A 15,704-nucleotide genomic window follows, 5' to 3' on the forward strand; every position below is an offset into this window, starting at 1 on the left:
TCGCCTCCTATCTAAGATCAAACGCCTTCCGAAGCAGCCCTCCTGCATTCTTTACAGATATTGTTAGAAAAACCATATAAACCGCTGACGCAATCACGGACAAGAATCCATCAAACCACCCATTTTCTGCTCCGATTGCCCAATCCTGTAAAATTGCATTGAAATATCCTCCTAACCGGAACACCAATGCGATAATCACGATTTCGAAGCAATAGCTAAGGAACGTCTTGAGCCAGGCCCACGCCGTGCGCTCCAGCTCTCCTCCGCCTGCCAAGGTTGCGCCTGCAATCGGCATAACACAGGCCAAAATATAAATATTTATGATCCGGCTTAAAACAGTAATGACGATCATAATACCACATACAATGGATGCCAGTACAAAAAGGATGCCGATCAGGATATAGGCCAGAACCGCCCCAATATCGATATTGTCCGGCACAATCTGGACTTCTGACTTGTCCAAAAAGATCGTAGAGGTCGTCGATGCTACTCCAAGGAGGGACTGCAGGATCGGCAGACCAAACAGCATTAAGGCATTTCCCATAATTGCCTTTATAAACAGCTCGATCCACATTTCCGTTGTTACATTCTCTCGCAACCTAGACGCTTGCCGACAGAAGCCGATCAGACAGAACAAGTTCAATAACACCAGCCCCGCCGACAAAAACCACTCATAAATATCCTGTATGGAAAAAAGCGGCGTTCCTCCAAAAAAGTTGGAAAGGTTCCCCATAAACTGTTCCATATAACTTTCCTTGAAGTCAAACTGGTATCCCATCAGCTGATACGCCACCATCATGCACCAGTTCCAAGGCACCATCAGCCCTTGCCCAAAGCCGCCCGTTAGGAATTCGCTTGCCCAATCCGGCATGTTCGCTCCACCGCCTTTCTGTCAGGGCTGTATCAAAAAGATATTCAAAAGCTGCGGAGCCAGAATCATTACAATCCCGCCACCAATCCTTTTGAAAGCTGTTGATTGTGTAAAACCGTCTTGTCCCTGCAAGGATAACCCCCATTCAAATAGCCCCCAGAGCAAGATAATCGTTCCAATCGAAGAAATCAGTGCCGTCACGATACTTAATAGCCCGTCAAACCCTTGCTGAATGACTTCTGCCCCGGAAGCGGCACTAGCCGACGCAGTTACCAAGCGTATCGCAAACATAAGGCTGACCATATAACTGCCCACAACCCCTTTTTTTAACTTCGGATTTTTCAGCCATCCCAAATCTGTCATCTCCTCCCGCACAGCCGACCGGCCAGAAGCGCTCCGCCCCCGCCTATGATAATTACAATGCCCCAGAAAATCAGATCCGACCACCGCTTTAGTTCACCCGGCAGTATTCCCTTCACGAAAAAAGCCAGTACAAATGCAGCTATCACAGCAATAATCAGAAGTATAATCGCCAATGGACGGATTCCCTTTCTCATGATCCCCCTCCTGTTCTTTCCACTCTTACCTGGCGTAACTGATGTCTTTCATGTTCCATAGCTTCATTCCCTTCCTCATCAGACTCTTTGTTTTCTGGCTCCCGTTCGTATAACAGACGCAATAACACCCGTCTGGACTCCGCAAGGGTCCGAATTTCTTCTTGCTGGCCCTTCACTTGTTCCTTTAACCGCTGGACTTCTCCTGGCGTATAGGCTGCTTGCTTTTGCAGCTCACGGATAGCTTCCCGGCTGTTTGCTATATCCTCTTGCAATGTCTGTAACTCTTCCTCACGCCGAACAAGCAGTCCTGCCCAATCCCGCAGGCTCTTCTGCATTTTTTCTAGCATTTCGCGTTGCTGTAAGGCTTCCTCTTCCCTCACTTGAAGCAACCGCATATGTTCTTGTAAATAACAAATCGCAGGACCGTCCGATGCCCTGTTTGTTTCATCTATAGGCCCAGATCGTCCTTTCCCAGCTTTCCGGTTTCTTCGATCTTTCATAGTATCCGTTCCTTTTTTATTCAGCCAATTCCAGCTCCATGGAGCGCCGCAGACATGCTTTTGCTGTTCACACAAAACTACCATGGCTATCCGTTTTCCTTCTTATAACTGAGCCACACTTTCTCATCCGAATCTTTTTCCCGCTGAATTAACAGAATCTCTCCTTCCTTCAGTTGGTGAATATATTCCTTCAGCGATGCTTTTTCGCACCTCTCTTGATTCTTCATATGCCCCATAAATCCTCCCACTGTGCCGACCGTCGGCACATAAAAAAACAGGAAGGAAACCAGAAGGCTCTCCCAAAGCCGTCTGATTTTCTTCCTTCCTTTTTATTCCTCCATATTTTAGCATGGGAATATAATCAGAACAATTAAAGTTTCCGCTCATTTCAGGTCAATCTTCTGATCATTTCTTTTTACAAAGCAACTGACAACCTGACCGGAAAACAGAATTTTATAGATTCACAACCCTGCCCGTCTCCTACTTACAACAAAAGTAGCTCCATCCATTCATGGCCGTCTATTTTCCCGGCACACAAAAGCACTCCTCTATCATGCTTTTCCTTCTTGCAAAACTATAAAATCCGACCTTTTTTCGCCGGATACATTTCCTTTCTATGGCGTACCTGAGGCTCCGGAAGTAAATCTTCCTTCTTCTCCAACTTCATAATTTTCTCAAACCTCTCCAGCAGATAATCCGCCGCACGACCGGCATCTGCTGCCACCCGGAAGAGAACGTTAGGATGCTCACGTAATCCTCGTATATATTGATCCATATAAGCAGCAGAACTTCTCTTTTCTCTGGGCTTCAGGGGAATTTCCAAATCATTCATAAGAAAAAGGGAGCCCAGCTCCGCCCGCAGTTCTTCCATACAGTACAAATCATCCGGTGAACCAAAAGCTGGCCATTTTCCAAATGCTCTGTTCAGGCGACTCGGATGTCCTGTACTGTGGATCATCTCATGGGCTGCAGTGGACGCAAAAGCCTCTAGCCCATGAAATGCCGAACGCAAAGGCAAATAAATGGTATCACATCCTCTCTGATAAAAGGCTTCTTCCTGTGCAGTTTCCAGAATCGTGCATTCAGAACTCTCTATCAGCGCATCTACTTTCTTTTCTAATTCACCCGGCTTTTCCGAAAGTTTCTGATAAGGCGGCAATCCTTCAATCTGCTCCCCGTTGTACACTTGAAACGTGCGATACAACGGTTTTTCCAATGGGACTTCCTCATATATCTGTCTGCCTCTCGGATCCAGGACAGGCATTCCGTTCTGATCCAACAGTTTTCTCTGTTCTGCGAATGTCCATTTTTCTAAAATTTTCGGATGTTCTCCTTTTTTCACATGGTATCCAAGCCCAGACAGATTTTTATATGTCATCCAACGCGGATCCCGATATGCATACTTTTTCGCTGCCAGCATAAGAATCAACCGGTTGCTCCCCTTATAAACGGTCCCTGTAACCGGATTCCGGGGGGCCATGGCCTCACGGCTCCAGCCTGGATCATAAAAGGTATCCCCATCTTTTATTAAGGAAAGCAATTCTTCTACCGTTTCCCGCCGTAGCCGTTCTCGTCTTTCCCACGCCCTTTCCACTTTCGCCAAAATGTCGTCCTGCACGCTATCTCCGTCGTTCATTCTATGCTTTTCGGATACTGGCGCAAGATACTGCGGCGCCTCCTCCTCGAAAGAAAAATACCGACCTCCTTCCCCAATAATCAGATGATCAAGTAGTGCAATGCCCATTAGATCCCCAGCTGAAGCTACCCGTTTTGTGATAAGCACATCCATGTTGGAAGGAATACAATCCCCAGACGGATGGTTATGAAATAGAAAAATGTTGTTTGCACCGGCCAACAAGGCAGTACGAAAAATACCTGCAGGATCTACTAATGCTTCATTCATTGTTCCGACCGAACAGATAGCTGCACTGATAACCCGTCCTTTCGTTGTCGTATGCAAAACGACGACCATTTCCCGATCCATATTTTCTAACAGATCGGCAATCGCTTTTACCGCTTCCTGTGGCGTATGAATTGAAATATTTGGAAAGAGCCAAGTATCACGTTTCAGTTCCGTATGTACCAGTTCTAAACCCTTCTTCTCTGGCATAAACCTCATTCTCCTATAATTCTACAACTTATATATCTTCTTTATCTCATTTCATATTTTGTGCCGACCGTCGGCACAAAACAAAAAGGAAGGGAACCCAGAGACTCTCCCAAAGTCTCTGGATTCTCTTCCTTTCTACTACAATATATTTATGGTTAATACCCCTTACAGCCAGTAAGGAATTATCCATCTTGTTGCTTAAGCTGTTAGAATGAGTATGGCAATAGGTCTGGCCTCCTTCCTTTCAGGACTTTACGTCCGTAGAAAAGTCAGCCAACCAGCCCCCTCATTCGCAGCATTCGTTTTACGCAGGTTGAACCATGAGACGTTCGTGTGAAACACCCAGTAGATTGAATAGGCAATGGGAAAACTGGTATTGACCATTGCTAATCCATTTACAAAGGAGTATCCATTATGAACGCTGTTGGTATTGATGTTTCCAAAGGCAAAAGCACCGTTACGATCCGCAGACCAGGCGATGTGGTCCTCATGCCGCCCCGCGACATCCCACACACCAAGTCCGCCATCAATGAATTAATCAAACAAATCCAAAGCCTTGACGGCGAGACAAAAGCCTGCATGGAACACACGGGCAGATACTACGAGCCGCTTGCCGCCTGGCTTTCCGACGCCGGCATCTTTGTCAGTGCCGTAAATCCTGTCCTCATCAGGGATTTCGCTGATGATTCCCTCCGCTCTCCCAAGACGGACAAGGCGGATTCCAAAAAAATCGCACGATATACTCTTGACCGATGGGCAAAACTGAAGCAATATGGAAGCATGGATAAAACACGCAACCAACTCAAAACAATGAACCGGCAGTTCAGCTTCTTTATGGCACAGAAAACTGCCATGAAGAACAACCTCATTGCACTGCTCGACCAGTCTTACCCGGGCGCGAACGACCTCTTTGACAGTCCCGCCCGCAGCGACGGCAGCCAGAAATGGGTGGATTTTGTTTACACCTACTGGCATGTGGACTGTGTCCGGGGAAAATCCCTTTCCGCCTTTACGGAGCACTATCGGAAATGGTGCAAGCACAAGGGTTACAATTTCAGTGCGGAGAAAGCGGAGAAAGTCTACGAGGCTTCCTGCGACCTCATTGCCGTGTTCCCGAAAGATGACAACACGAAAATGCTCATCCGGCAGGCTGTCGCCATGCTAAACACCGCTTCCGAAACCGTGGAAAACCTTCGGATAAAGATGGACGAAACCGCTTCTGCTCTACCGGAATATCCCGTTGTCATGGCAATGAACGGCGTCGGCTCTACCCTTGGTCCGCAGCTTATGGCTGAGATCGGGGACGTGACGCGTTTCACGCACCGGGAAGCCCTAACAGCCTTTGCGGGCGTCGATCCCGGAAAGAACGATTCCGGCAAACACGTCCAGAAGAGCGTGCGTACCTCAAAGAAAGGTTCTCCCCATTTGCGAAGGACGCTCTTTCAGATCATGGACGGGCTAATCAAGCGTTCGCCCATTGACGACCCCGTTTACGTCTTTATGGATAAAAAACGTGCTCAGGGCAAGCCTTACTACGTCTACATGACTGCCGGCGCAAACAAGTTTCTCCGTATTTATTACGGACGGGTACGGGAATACTTCGCATCACTGCCCGAAACGGGAGAAAACTAAGCCCAGCTTTCATATCTTTGTCAGACCAACGTCCTGCGGTGGTCTGGTTTTTGTACTTTTAATTCAACCTGTATAAATTTTTCAAAGTTCTCAAATTTCTGCTTGACTTTTTATTTGCAGACTTTTCTTACGCATAAATGATCCTCCCTTATTGCGTGGGCCTGGAGAGAATCCTCTCTCCAGGTCTTTTTCTTTACTTACGTAATTTCCGTCTCTGATTCATGAAGAAGCAGCTTCCACTTATGGCCAGAGCAATTCCGGTTAAAATACCACTTATTTCAAAGGGATCACCCGTCTGCGGATGATCATCCGGTTTCTGTGGCGGTACTTCAAAATATACAGCCTGCGCTTCATCTTCCAACTCTTCATGTCCAGCTACGAATACATTGTTATGATACATCCGTTCATATACGACAACCGTTTTTCCTGCAAGGCCAGATGCATCAAAAGTAAACGATACTTCAACCGTTCCGTCTGGCTCCTCTGCTGTGAAGGTCCGAGAAGCTGTCACTTCTTTTCCGTGTACTAGAAGTGCTTCTCCAGTATCCATATTCATCAAAGTTCCCTGGATGGTGTAATCGCATCCGGCGATCAGATTTTTATAAGATACCGTATCGACCAATTCCGTATTTCCTGCAGGTACAGCCGTATGGCTCCCGGAAACCCTTGCCTCTGTGCGGATGATTGGATAATAGATACTCTGTTCTTCATCTTCCAGGTCCGCATGGGAAAGCAGCGTGATGCCATCCTGTATCAGATCCTCAAATACAACAACTGTCTGCCCAGAAAGCAGTGAACTGTCCACCGAATAAGTCAGTGTGACACTCCCCGCCGGTTCCTCCGGCGTGAAAGTTGTCTCCGCCGTTACCGGTTCCCCTTCCTGTAGAAGTGCCTCTCCGGTCTCTTTTACCATCAATTTTCCACTGACGGTATATTCCCTTCCCGGTATGAGATTTTTATAATTTACCACATCCGTGATCACTGCCTGATCTTTTACTGCGCCGGTATGGGAATTCGTCTCCTGATCCAGCGCTGTTGTCTGCAATTCCGGTACATACACAGTCTGATTTTCATCGAACCGATCCGCATGACTCGCCACTATCACATCCTGATACAGCAGATATTCATATACCACCAGTGTTTTTCCCCGAATTGCAGTGGTATCTAAAGAAAACATCATCTCCTGTATCTCTTCCGCCCGTTCTGCTGTAAAGGAATGCTCTGCCACTGCTTCCTCTTCACCTACTGTCAGAATCTTTCCTGTTTCTACATCGACCAGTTTCCCACGGAGGGTATAGCTCTCTCCAGGCAACAGATTTTTCAAGGATACCTGATCCAGAATCTGGCTTTTCTCCCCGACAGCTACTTGCTGGTTTCCGGTTTCCTTGCAAATGGCCTCTGTCTGCAGGTCAGGATAAGCAACAGACTGTTCCTGATCCTCCAAATCCGTGTGCGCCGCCACCGGAATGCCCTGATAGGACACTTCTTCAAAAGCCACAATGGTATCTCCAGCAACGGCACGGCTATCAAAAATAAATGATAACTCTACCGTTCCATCTGGCTTTTCCGGTACAAAGGTCTTCTCTGCCGTTACTGGTTTACCCTCTGAAAGCAAGGGTTCCCCAGTTGTCTGTACCATCAGCGTACCGGATAAGGTATATTCTTTTCCCGCCGTCAAGCCCGTATAAAACACGGTATCCACAAGCACTGCCCGCTGCGAGATGCTGCCGACATGAGAGTCTGTATCCCGATCCAGAGCAGTTGTACCGACCGTCGGCACGCGAACCGTTTCCGCCTCGTCCGCCAGATCTTTATGCTCCGCCAGCTTGATTTCTTTCCAATACAGTTCTATGTATACAACTATCGTTCGCCCTTCCAAAGAAGAAGCATCCAGAGAAAATCGTAATTCAACCTGTCCATTCCGGGTGGTTGGGGCAAACGATGTTTCTGCAGTAACGGGCGAACCCTCCACCTGTAGTTCTTCTCCGGTTTCCGCATCCATTAAAACGCCCCGCAGGGTATAGGTGCGACGTACCGTCAGATTTTCATAATAGAAGGTATCTATAATGGAGGCATCATCCTCAGCTGCCACGGTTTTCGTACCGGTTTTCTCATCTCTGGCCTCCGTGCGGATACCAATGGTAAAATTGGAAAGCCGCCCTAGAGAAATCGTGTGATTGTTCCTACTGACAGTAACGGAAAATGACAACAGATCTTTCCCTGCATTTGCTTCACATGGTAGTTCTTCAATATCATAAGTATCATAGGGAAGCGCACCTAAAGCGTTATCCGGTTCTCCACCACCAAACCACACACCATCCTCTGCTGTTTCCCCACGATTTGTAAACTGCGTATGGGGATTCCACTCCGCTGACGTAGAAGCATGGCCATTTTTATCGGTCAAAATTACATGAATTTCTCCGGTTGTTTCAGACGTAATAGAAAAGGGGATACCTGCCATGGGACTTTCATCATCTGCATCCACCTTTGTAAATTCCAGATCTCCCCGGATCACTTGCTCGGAAGCAGGAGTTTCCTCCGTATTGGGAAGATTCGTTGTAACAACAGAAGTCCCTTCCCGTATAACTGTATTTGCAACATATACCGTATCATTGATCAGATAGCCAGCCGGCGCTTTGGTCTCCTGGATGGTAAGCGTTCCGACCGGAAGCACTGCCAGACCGGAGTCCGGATTGGTAACAAACGCATCCCCGCCTACTTTGTGTGCCTCCTCTAGCAGGGCTGCACCTGTTTCATCAGTCTGGAGTATCCAGGTATACATCGGCTCTTCTCCGTTTGCCGCCGGATCAGTTGAGGCATTGACCGGATAATATTTTACCGTATATTCCGCCCCGGCAAGCCGCACCTGCGGACGTGCCTGCCCTGTCTCTGCATCCCGTTTCAAAATCAAAATGGTAACCGGGTCATTCCCCGGCACATCCGCACAGGAATAAGTGACTGTAGCACTACCATTTACCGTAACCGTATGGCGCGTCGTATCCAAAAGGTAGCCCGATGGCGCTTTTGTTTCTACAATGTCATAGGTACCGGCCGGCAGATTATCCAGTTTCCCGTACCCGGAAGCATTCGTCGTAATTTTCCCAACTGCTGTACTGGTACCGGACTGGTAAACCGTATATTCCGCGCCTTCCAGACTGTAGCAGGGATTCCCATTCGTAATCTCCGGGATAGCGGAAGATTTCTGGATTTCCAGGCTGCCATTCGACGGATGTACTTTAAATACCATGCCAATATTCTGGGCGGCCTGTCCGGATGGGCCTGTACGCTCCAGATACAGCCAGCAGGTCAGCGTCCCATCCGCAGCTTTTCCGATGACCTTGATATGGCCTCCGGTAAACCTGCCGTTTCCGGAAAAATTGTCGGCATCATCGGTCACACAGCGGGCATACATCCAATTCCGGCTGTTCAGCGCCACCGCCCCAACGCCCGGAAATGTCCGCACCGTGCTGCCGGTTCCGGGACTGCCGATATTCGTAAAAGGATTTCCCTGGCCACAGTCTAGGCTCACCGCAAATCCGGTCCAACCAAAGCCGGTCCGGTAAGCGGACATTCCCAACTCATCGTAGAGATCCAATGTTCCTTCCATATCCGAAGTGTTTCGTGCGACCGTCTGCGTCAGAGCGCTGATAACAGGAATCCTATCCCCTACTTCATAGCCACTAATATCTCCATTTGCCAGCGTATCATTACAGGAGCCATCTACCACACCATATACGGCCCAATCTGTTTCATCGGTAGGCCCATCTTCAAAGGTGAGCATTGGCATCGGAAGATTTTTATTTACTCGGTATTCTTCCGGCACAAGCATCTGGTAAGCCATGGAATAATCGCACAGGACGCTCTTTACCGTCAGGAATTCACCCCGATAAGAAGCCGGTATTCGAATCACTCCTGTCTGGGCGTCATACATACACTCTTCCGTTATATCCGTTTGTTTTCCCTGATTCATGGCATAATTGAGGATCACACGTGGATATCCGTCTGTCTCCTCCAAATTCAACCATTCCAGATGGTCATTTACAACGGCTTCTATATATTCTCCACGAATTACCCCCGTTAGATCCAACACATGAAACCCCACCGTAGCATTGACGTCTCCGCTGGCAGTATCATAAAAAGTCAGATACCGGTACAGGTTGACTGTTTCCTCCTGCTGATTTCCTGCCACTTCCACCGATTGGCCCGTTTCCACATTTGTTAGCTTCGCTTTGCTAGCTTCGGTTTCTGCCGCTTTCAGCTCTTCCGTCTCTTGCTCAAGGGGGGCTTCTGCCGTGCCGACTGTCGGCACATTTTTGTTCTGTTCCACCACAGGTTCAAAAGATGCAGATACTGTCACATTCTGTGCCGGCATCCGGAAAATATATCCAACATCCGACTGTTCCATTGCCACTATCTCTCCATCTGAACATTCTGCAGCAACGCCTGCCAGTTGATATCCTTCTTCCGGCTCCCCTGTCACTTCAACCAGCTCTCCCGGTACAATCTCTAGCACAGAAACAGCTTCTTTATTCAACAGGATTGTTCCGTGTTCTGATTCTTTCACTGTAATCTGGCAGGTTTCTGGAGCTTCTGGTTCCTCTGCAAGAACCAGATTGCCTGGGGATAGTACCGAACATGCCAGCACCAAGGCCAAAAACCCAGCAAACCTTTTCCTGATCCTTTTCATTGTCTGTTCCTCCTGTTTTCTAAAATTCATCTATATCATCGGGAAAGCCCCTGTTATTTCTGTCCATACAAATCATGGTTCACCCGCGCCGCATAATAGTGCCGGATCGTTTCCGACGCATGGTACAGCACCGTCAGAAGATATTGCCGGATATTCCAGATTTTCGTGGTATTCTGCCGTAGGCACTCCATCACATAACGGATATGCTCTGGTGTTAAATGCAATAGTTTCGAACGCACTACTCCGGCTGGCCTCTCCTCACTGCCAATCCGGATTTGATCTTTCTTCGAACAGCAAGTTTCCGTCAAAAGGGCCACAATCTCATCAATCTGCTCCTTTTCCTGCGGATGATCCAGAATCAGTGCTTGATACTGAATGCTGCTTCTGATCATTGTTTCATATGCTTGATATTCCTGCTCCGGCGTGACAGAAACTCTCGATATCGCAGGTGGCTCCCTTGCAGATGATTGATGGATAGACAAAATCTCATTCTGATTTGTTTCTTTCCTTTTCTTCTTATTTCCCCGTGAAAAACACACTTCCTGATATTCCTTTTTCACAGTTCCAGGAATGTGGTTTTCACACTTCTGATCCATCGGCCATTCCTGTTGCTCTATTTCCATCACATTTCCAGAGATGTGATTTTCACACTTCTGAATCGGTTCTTCTTCCTTTTCTTTTTCATCCAAGGCCATTCCCGTAAGGAAATTTTTGATATAGATTAAGTTTGGCCGCCCCAGCCCCTGCCTCTTTTTCTCAATCAATCCGATTCCCTTCTCCCCGTCCAATTCCGCAAGAATCTTCACCGCTTTTTGATTTCCACAGCCCATCATTTCCATTACTTCTTCAATCGCAAAAATAACATACACGCGGTTTTTATCATCGACCCAATGATTTTTAATCGACAGAGACATACGATCCAACAAAAGTCCATATAGAATTTTGGCGTCGCTACTGATGTCTTTGTAATACGGATCTGTAAACAATGCTTTCGGAATCCGATAAAACACAAACTGTTCCGCCTGATCTCCGTAAAAATAATCCAGCGCTAACCTCTTTCCCATTCCTTCCACCTCATTTGTAACAAACTATAAAATTTTAGCCTCCCGCCGTATCTGTGCCTGCCGTCGTCTCTCTGATACCGGCAAGGTAACGGGATTTAAAAGATAAATCCGTTCCCAACCATCTGTCGTCTTTCCATCTCGAATTACCAGACCTTTCCCTTCCAATTCTTCTAACAACTGCTCAATATACAAACTATCCGTCATTTTTTCTCTCCTTTATCGATTTCAGGGTATCCCGCCCGTTTGGGAGATGGGCGGGATACGTATTAGTAGCATCGACCCCTAAAGAAAGGATTAAAAAACGGGGCCGAATTGCCCTGCGCTTTTGACGGCATGGCAATCCGAAGAACGAATTCCCAGGGCAACTTTTCTCTTTTACACGTCCCAATTCCAATGAAGCGCATTCCCGCAAATTCCACAGTAATGAAGATCACTTGGATAATAGACGTCCATTCCGCAGTAAGGACATTTTCCCGTACATTCCTGCAACGGGCTTTCCTCCGGAAAAATTCTCCTTACCGCCTTTACCGTACACTCTTGTTCCGAAGCCTCCCGGTTCAATCTTTCTGGAACTGATGCAGACTTCATAGTCATCCCAGAAAATTCATTCTCTTTCCTATCTCCGGCATCTGTTTCCTGAAAGGTTATTTTTCCAATATGGCTCGAGTTGCTCAAACGCTCCGGACAGGCTGAGCTTACCTCAGGATTTTCAATTCCAGGTGCAGTTTGAGTCTCACATTTTTCTTCTTTTTCATTCGTCTGGAACTTTGGCTTTATATATTCCCGAATCTTCTGGCGCGTTGTAATCCCCTTCGATAGTATTTCTTCCTGCTTTTCCTCCGGCAATACCGCCAAAGTAACGGCTGCGCTTTTGTCAAGCACACCGACCCGAAATGCCTCTTTTCCTGCAGCACTTAAGTTATGGGAAATATTTTGGTAATCAGATACAACCGACCGCGACATTTGAAGCTGCTTCGCCAAACGTTCCACCAAACGCCCCTTACCTTCCGCAAATGCTTCCGGATGTTCTTTCATCAAACGGGCCATTCCTTCAATTTCTTTCATCTTTTCGTAGGGTGATTTATTCTCATACCCATTCGTGGAATATACGGAAAACTCTGCCTTTATGTCATTCATCGCCCGGATGCAGCAAGGAATCATAGCGAACTTTTCCTCGCCTCGTTCTTCAACCAACAACCGGCAAGCCAAAAAACGTTTATGCCCAGCAAGGATTTCGTAACTGTCTGCACCCTTTTTCCTTACTAACAGAGGCTGTAATACTTCTCCGTCCGCTTCGAGAAGATCAGCTAACTTTTCAACAGCTGCAGCCGCAATTTCCCGATACTGAAAACTGGATTGTATCAGTTTGCTGTAATGGATTCGAAACAGTTTACCCTGCCGAAAATCCGCTATATTCTCCGTTTTTTTTTGAATACCGTTTCAAAATTCGCCATTTATGCCACCCCTTTCTTCTGCATTTTTTGAAGGAGTTCAAACGTCAGATCTTGAAAATCCAAGGCTGGCGGCGATGATTTTCTGTGTTCTGAGATCGGTTTCTTTAAGAGCAGCGCGTTTCCAACAACTGCATAATCTCGGATACAAGTCTGCAAAACGGGATAGTCATGCCGGTAAGTAATGTCCTCATAAATTTGTCTCTGACTTTTTCGGTTCATAACCCGATTTGCAACAGCAGCAAACGGAATCTCGTACCCTGCGATCTCCTCAATTCGTAAAATGTCTTCCGCCACAAGATTCAGATTATCGCGTGAAAACCCATCCAGAAGGATCGGCACCAATACCAGATCAGCAGTATAAACTGCACTTCTCGAAAGGCCCGAAAAATCCGGATGGCAATCTAAAACACAAAAATCATACTTTTGTGCCGTTTGTTCCAATAAATCATCCAAAAGACTCAGCGGTGTCCCGTTAATTTGTTCGGATTCCCTCGCACCTTGAATGAAATGGATCCCCGAATATCTGGATTGGTAAATTCCATTTCCTATTTCTCTGTCTTCACTAGGAATATGTAAAAAATTGCTGTTCGCATCCAGAATCCGTGCAAGATCCGGTTTTGAAACGCCTTTTATATCCGCTTCAAAAAATGAGGTTAAATTTGCCTGCCCATCAAGATCCAAGCAGAGAACCTTCTTCCCTTTCTTATACAGTTCATACGCAAGATTGATACATATTGTCGTTTTCCCTACGCCACCTTTGCGGTTCCACACAGTAATTTTCTTCATAATTTCTATCCTTTCTTTTTGCCAGTCCCATCTGGTTTTTCATCTTCTGTAGAAATGTGCTAAATCTTCTGAAGCAGTGCTGCTATCATACAGATTTTTTATTTCTTGTATCGCCTCCTTCTTTCTCCGTTTTACAGTTGATTCAGAAACCCCGAGTCGGACCGCAATCATATGTAGACGAACTTCTACTTTTTCTTCTTTATAAGTTTTATAAAAAAGTTCCAGCAGATCTCTAGCTTTTCTATCTAAGGCAAAAAAACATAACATAATCCGATTCACCGTATCCAATTCATTTACAAGGCGCGTGATATAAGAGGAAATACTGGTCTGCTGCTCCTTCAAAAGTTTCTGATAAACCCAAAGCGTGGAGTCCATATCCCGACTCTTTTTTTCTATTGTGCTATCCATCCCTGATAAATAACTGGCTGATTCAATAGCGTCTATTTTTAGCTGATTTTTATTTCTCAACATGCTATACATATCCCGAATATCTTTCTGGATTCTATCTTTTCTTTCCTTAAAATCACCAATTACCTCGCCTATATAACTCTCATCTACTTTCTGAAGCATCACACTATCCCCCTTTTTCCAATAAAAAAAGTAGCTTCTATCTGCTACTTTCAAGAGGTAAATCTAACCACCAAGATCAAAATGATTTCCACCACACCAACTGCATCTTCCTCTGCAAAAAATTCTCTGACGTCATTCATGTGCCTCACCTCCTTTCCCACCCCGGTTGAATAGCTGCCCGGCGGCATAATAGGCTGCAATTACGAGTTCACTAAAAAGATAAGAATGCCGGTACCATAAGGATAATCAACACAACCAACAGCATCATGCCCATGGGAAGCAGCAGCTTGACTGCAGCCTTTTCTCCTTCCACCCTGGCCTGTCTCTTCCTGGCTTCAAATGCCGCCTGTGCTTCCTGCTCCAGCAGCGGCAGCAAGCCTTTTCCTCCTTTTTTTAGATTCTGTATCAGAAGTATGGATAAACCTTTATAGGAAGGAATGCCACAGCGCAATCCGAACCGTTCATAGGCTTCCTGCTCCGAAACCCCGCTGTCTATCTCATACCAGGTACGGGCCGCTTCTTCATAGGCCCAGCGTCTGCAGGCCCGCCTGTTTTGGTTCAGTTCCTTCCTGTAATCCAATGTGATCCGTTCAAATACCCTTCTCATGCTGATGCCCGCTCCCAAAAACAACTGCATTTTGCTCACCAGTTCCGGATAGTCTTTCTGCATTTCTTCCTGATGTTTCAGCAGCTCCTGCTCCTTTTTTCTGTTTGCTGAGAAGACGGCCAGCCCTCCCGCAGCAAGGGACAAAACTGACACAAGCGCCCCTGTCTGTTCCTGCTTCTGGTACCAGGTAATTTTCCGGCCGTTTATTTCTGCGGGAAGGTCAAAACTGATGCTTTTATTCCCCTCGTTTATCTGCTCTGTCTTTTTCTTCAATCTGGCTTTCAGGTTGTCAGAATCCGGTGAAGGGTAAACGACCAGCGTTCTCCGGTAATCCTCTGTCTGATCCTGTAGGGAAAGTATACCTTCCAGACAGACCTCTGTCCCTGCATAACCGGCGGCTTCTCCGACCGTTCCGTCCCAGTTCAGAACAGATGGCAGATCTGTGGACCATTCCACAGTAACCGGTGAATCTGAAAAGGATGAGGGAAGATCCAGGTCGTATTCAATATGGCTCAGGGACCTGTTTTCTCCCAGAATCAACCGGTCCAGTTCCATGAGCTTTTCTGACAGCAGCTTTTGAACTTCTTCTGCGCTATATTGCCGGCCGGGTATCTGAATAGTTATTCCCGTCCTTTCGCCGTCTTCTGTTTCCACCTCCAGTTCCACTTCCTCAGGTATTTCCCCATATCCGCCTCTTTCCAGTGCTGTCACCTCCTGCCTTTTACCTGCCAGCCCCTCCTGGACCGTCAGCGCAAGTCCCAGCAGATTTCCACAGAGAACCAGGAAAAACAGCCTTTTTTCCACCTTTTTCTTCCAAAACAAAACCAGGATCATTCCGAATCCGCAGATTGGCAACAGGATCATGC

Annotated in this window: 14 protein-coding genes; 1 reads left to right on the forward strand and 13 read right to left on the reverse strand. The window is 46.8% G+C overall.

Features of this window, described 5'->3' with window-relative positions; all coding sequences use genetic code 11:
- Positions 1 to 7: 7 nt before the first annotated feature.
- The 6 genes from H9Q79_RS13460 to H9Q79_RS13485 all read right to left on the reverse strand — a co-directional run bounded on the left by H9Q79_RS13460 (position 8) and on the right by H9Q79_RS13485 (position 4,038).
- The gene (locus H9Q79_RS13460) at positions 8 to 871 is read right to left on the reverse strand and encodes a TrbL/VirB6 family protein (protein WP_118648698.1); all 864 of its coding nucleotides are present in this window, start codon (positions 869 to 871) and stop codon (positions 8 to 10) included.
- Between the two features lie 21 nt (positions 872 to 892).
- Positions 893 to 1,234 (reverse strand): hypothetical protein, encoded by a 342-nt coding sequence (locus H9Q79_RS13465; RefSeq protein ID WP_249328508.1) that lies wholly within the window; start codon positions 1,232 to 1,234, stop codon positions 893 to 895.
- A complete protein-coding gene (locus H9Q79_RS13470) occupies positions 1,231 to 1,428 on the reverse strand; it encodes a hypothetical protein (RefSeq protein ID WP_118648694.1) in 198 nt (65 codons plus the stop codon). The genes H9Q79_RS13465 and H9Q79_RS13470 overlap by 4 nt, the downstream gene beginning before the upstream one ends.
- The gene (locus tag H9Q79_RS13475) at positions 1,425 to 1,928 is read right to left on the reverse strand and encodes a hypothetical protein (protein ID WP_249328509.1); all 504 of its coding nucleotides are present in this window, start codon (positions 1,926 to 1,928) and stop codon (positions 1,425 to 1,427) included. Before H9Q79_RS13475 ends, H9Q79_RS13470 begins: the two co-directional genes overlap by 4 nt.
- A gap of 86 nt (positions 1,929 to 2,014) precedes the next feature.
- Positions 2,015 to 2,155, reverse strand: coding sequence for a hypothetical protein (locus H9Q79_RS13480; RefSeq protein ID WP_249328510.1), 141 nt, complete (start codon positions 2,153 to 2,155; stop codon positions 2,015 to 2,017).
- Positions 2,156 to 2,502: 347 nt separating this feature from the next.
- Entirely contained in the window at positions 2,503 to 4,038 is a 1,536-nt protein-coding gene (locus H9Q79_RS13485) for a JAB domain-containing protein (protein ID WP_249328511.1), read from the reverse strand.
- Positions 4,039 to 4,452: 414 nt separating this feature from the next.
- Here H9Q79_RS13485 and H9Q79_RS13490 point away from each other — a divergent pair, with 414 nt between their 5' ends.
- The gene (locus tag H9Q79_RS13490; protein WP_118648864.1) at positions 4,453 to 5,670 is read left to right on the forward strand and encodes an IS110 family RNA-guided transposase; all 1,218 of its coding nucleotides are present in this window, start codon (positions 4,453 to 4,455) and stop codon (positions 5,668 to 5,670) included.
- Between the two features lie 193 nt (positions 5,671 to 5,863).
- On the opposite strand, the gene H9Q79_RS13495 is transcribed toward H9Q79_RS13490, so the two are convergent.
- From H9Q79_RS13495 to H9Q79_RS13525, 7 genes are all read right to left on the reverse strand, one after another.
- Complete coding sequence (locus H9Q79_RS13495) at positions 5,864 to 10,357, reverse strand: VaFE repeat-containing surface-anchored protein (protein WP_249328512.1); 4,494 nt, start codon at positions 10,355 to 10,357, stop codon at positions 5,864 to 5,866.
- Between the two features lie 53 nt (positions 10,358 to 10,410).
- The gene (locus H9Q79_RS13500) at positions 10,411 to 11,421 is read right to left on the reverse strand and encodes a replication initiator protein A (RefSeq protein WP_118644386.1); all 1,011 of its coding nucleotides are present in this window, start codon (positions 11,419 to 11,421) and stop codon (positions 10,411 to 10,413) included.
- A 24-nt stretch (positions 11,422 to 11,445) separates the two neighbouring features.
- Positions 11,446 to 11,625, reverse strand: a complete 180-nt coding sequence (locus tag H9Q79_RS13505) for a hypothetical protein (protein ID WP_118644384.1) — start codon at positions 11,623 to 11,625, stop codon at positions 11,446 to 11,448.
- Between the two features lie 171 nt (positions 11,626 to 11,796).
- The gene (locus tag H9Q79_RS13510; protein ID WP_118644382.1) at positions 11,797 to 12,855 is read right to left on the reverse strand and encodes a ParB/RepB/Spo0J family partition protein; all 1,059 of its coding nucleotides are present in this window, start codon (positions 12,853 to 12,855) and stop codon (positions 11,797 to 11,799) included.
- Between the two features lie 20 nt (positions 12,856 to 12,875).
- Positions 12,876 to 13,661: a ParA family protein gene (locus H9Q79_RS13515; RefSeq protein ID WP_118644380.1), complete on the reverse strand. Its 786-nt coding sequence runs from the start codon at positions 13,659 to 13,661 to the stop codon at positions 12,876 to 12,878.
- A gap of 39 nt (positions 13,662 to 13,700) precedes the next feature.
- Positions 13,701 to 14,231, reverse strand: coding sequence for a sigma factor-like helix-turn-helix DNA-binding protein (locus H9Q79_RS13520; protein ID WP_118644378.1), 531 nt, complete (start codon positions 14,229 to 14,231; stop codon positions 13,701 to 13,703).
- Positions 14,232 to 14,442: 211 nt separating this feature from the next.
- The gene (locus H9Q79_RS13525; RefSeq protein WP_249328514.1) at positions 14,443 to 15,702 is read right to left on the reverse strand and encodes a type II secretion system F family protein; all 1,260 of its coding nucleotides are present in this window, start codon (positions 15,700 to 15,702) and stop codon (positions 14,443 to 14,445) included.
- Between the last annotated feature and the right edge of the window lie 2 nt (positions 15,703 to 15,704).

It is taken from the genome of Wansuia hejianensis, from assembly GCF_014337215.1.
Taxonomy (GTDB): Bacteria; Bacillota; Clostridia; order Lachnospirales; family Lachnospiraceae; genus Scatomonas; species Scatomonas hejianensis.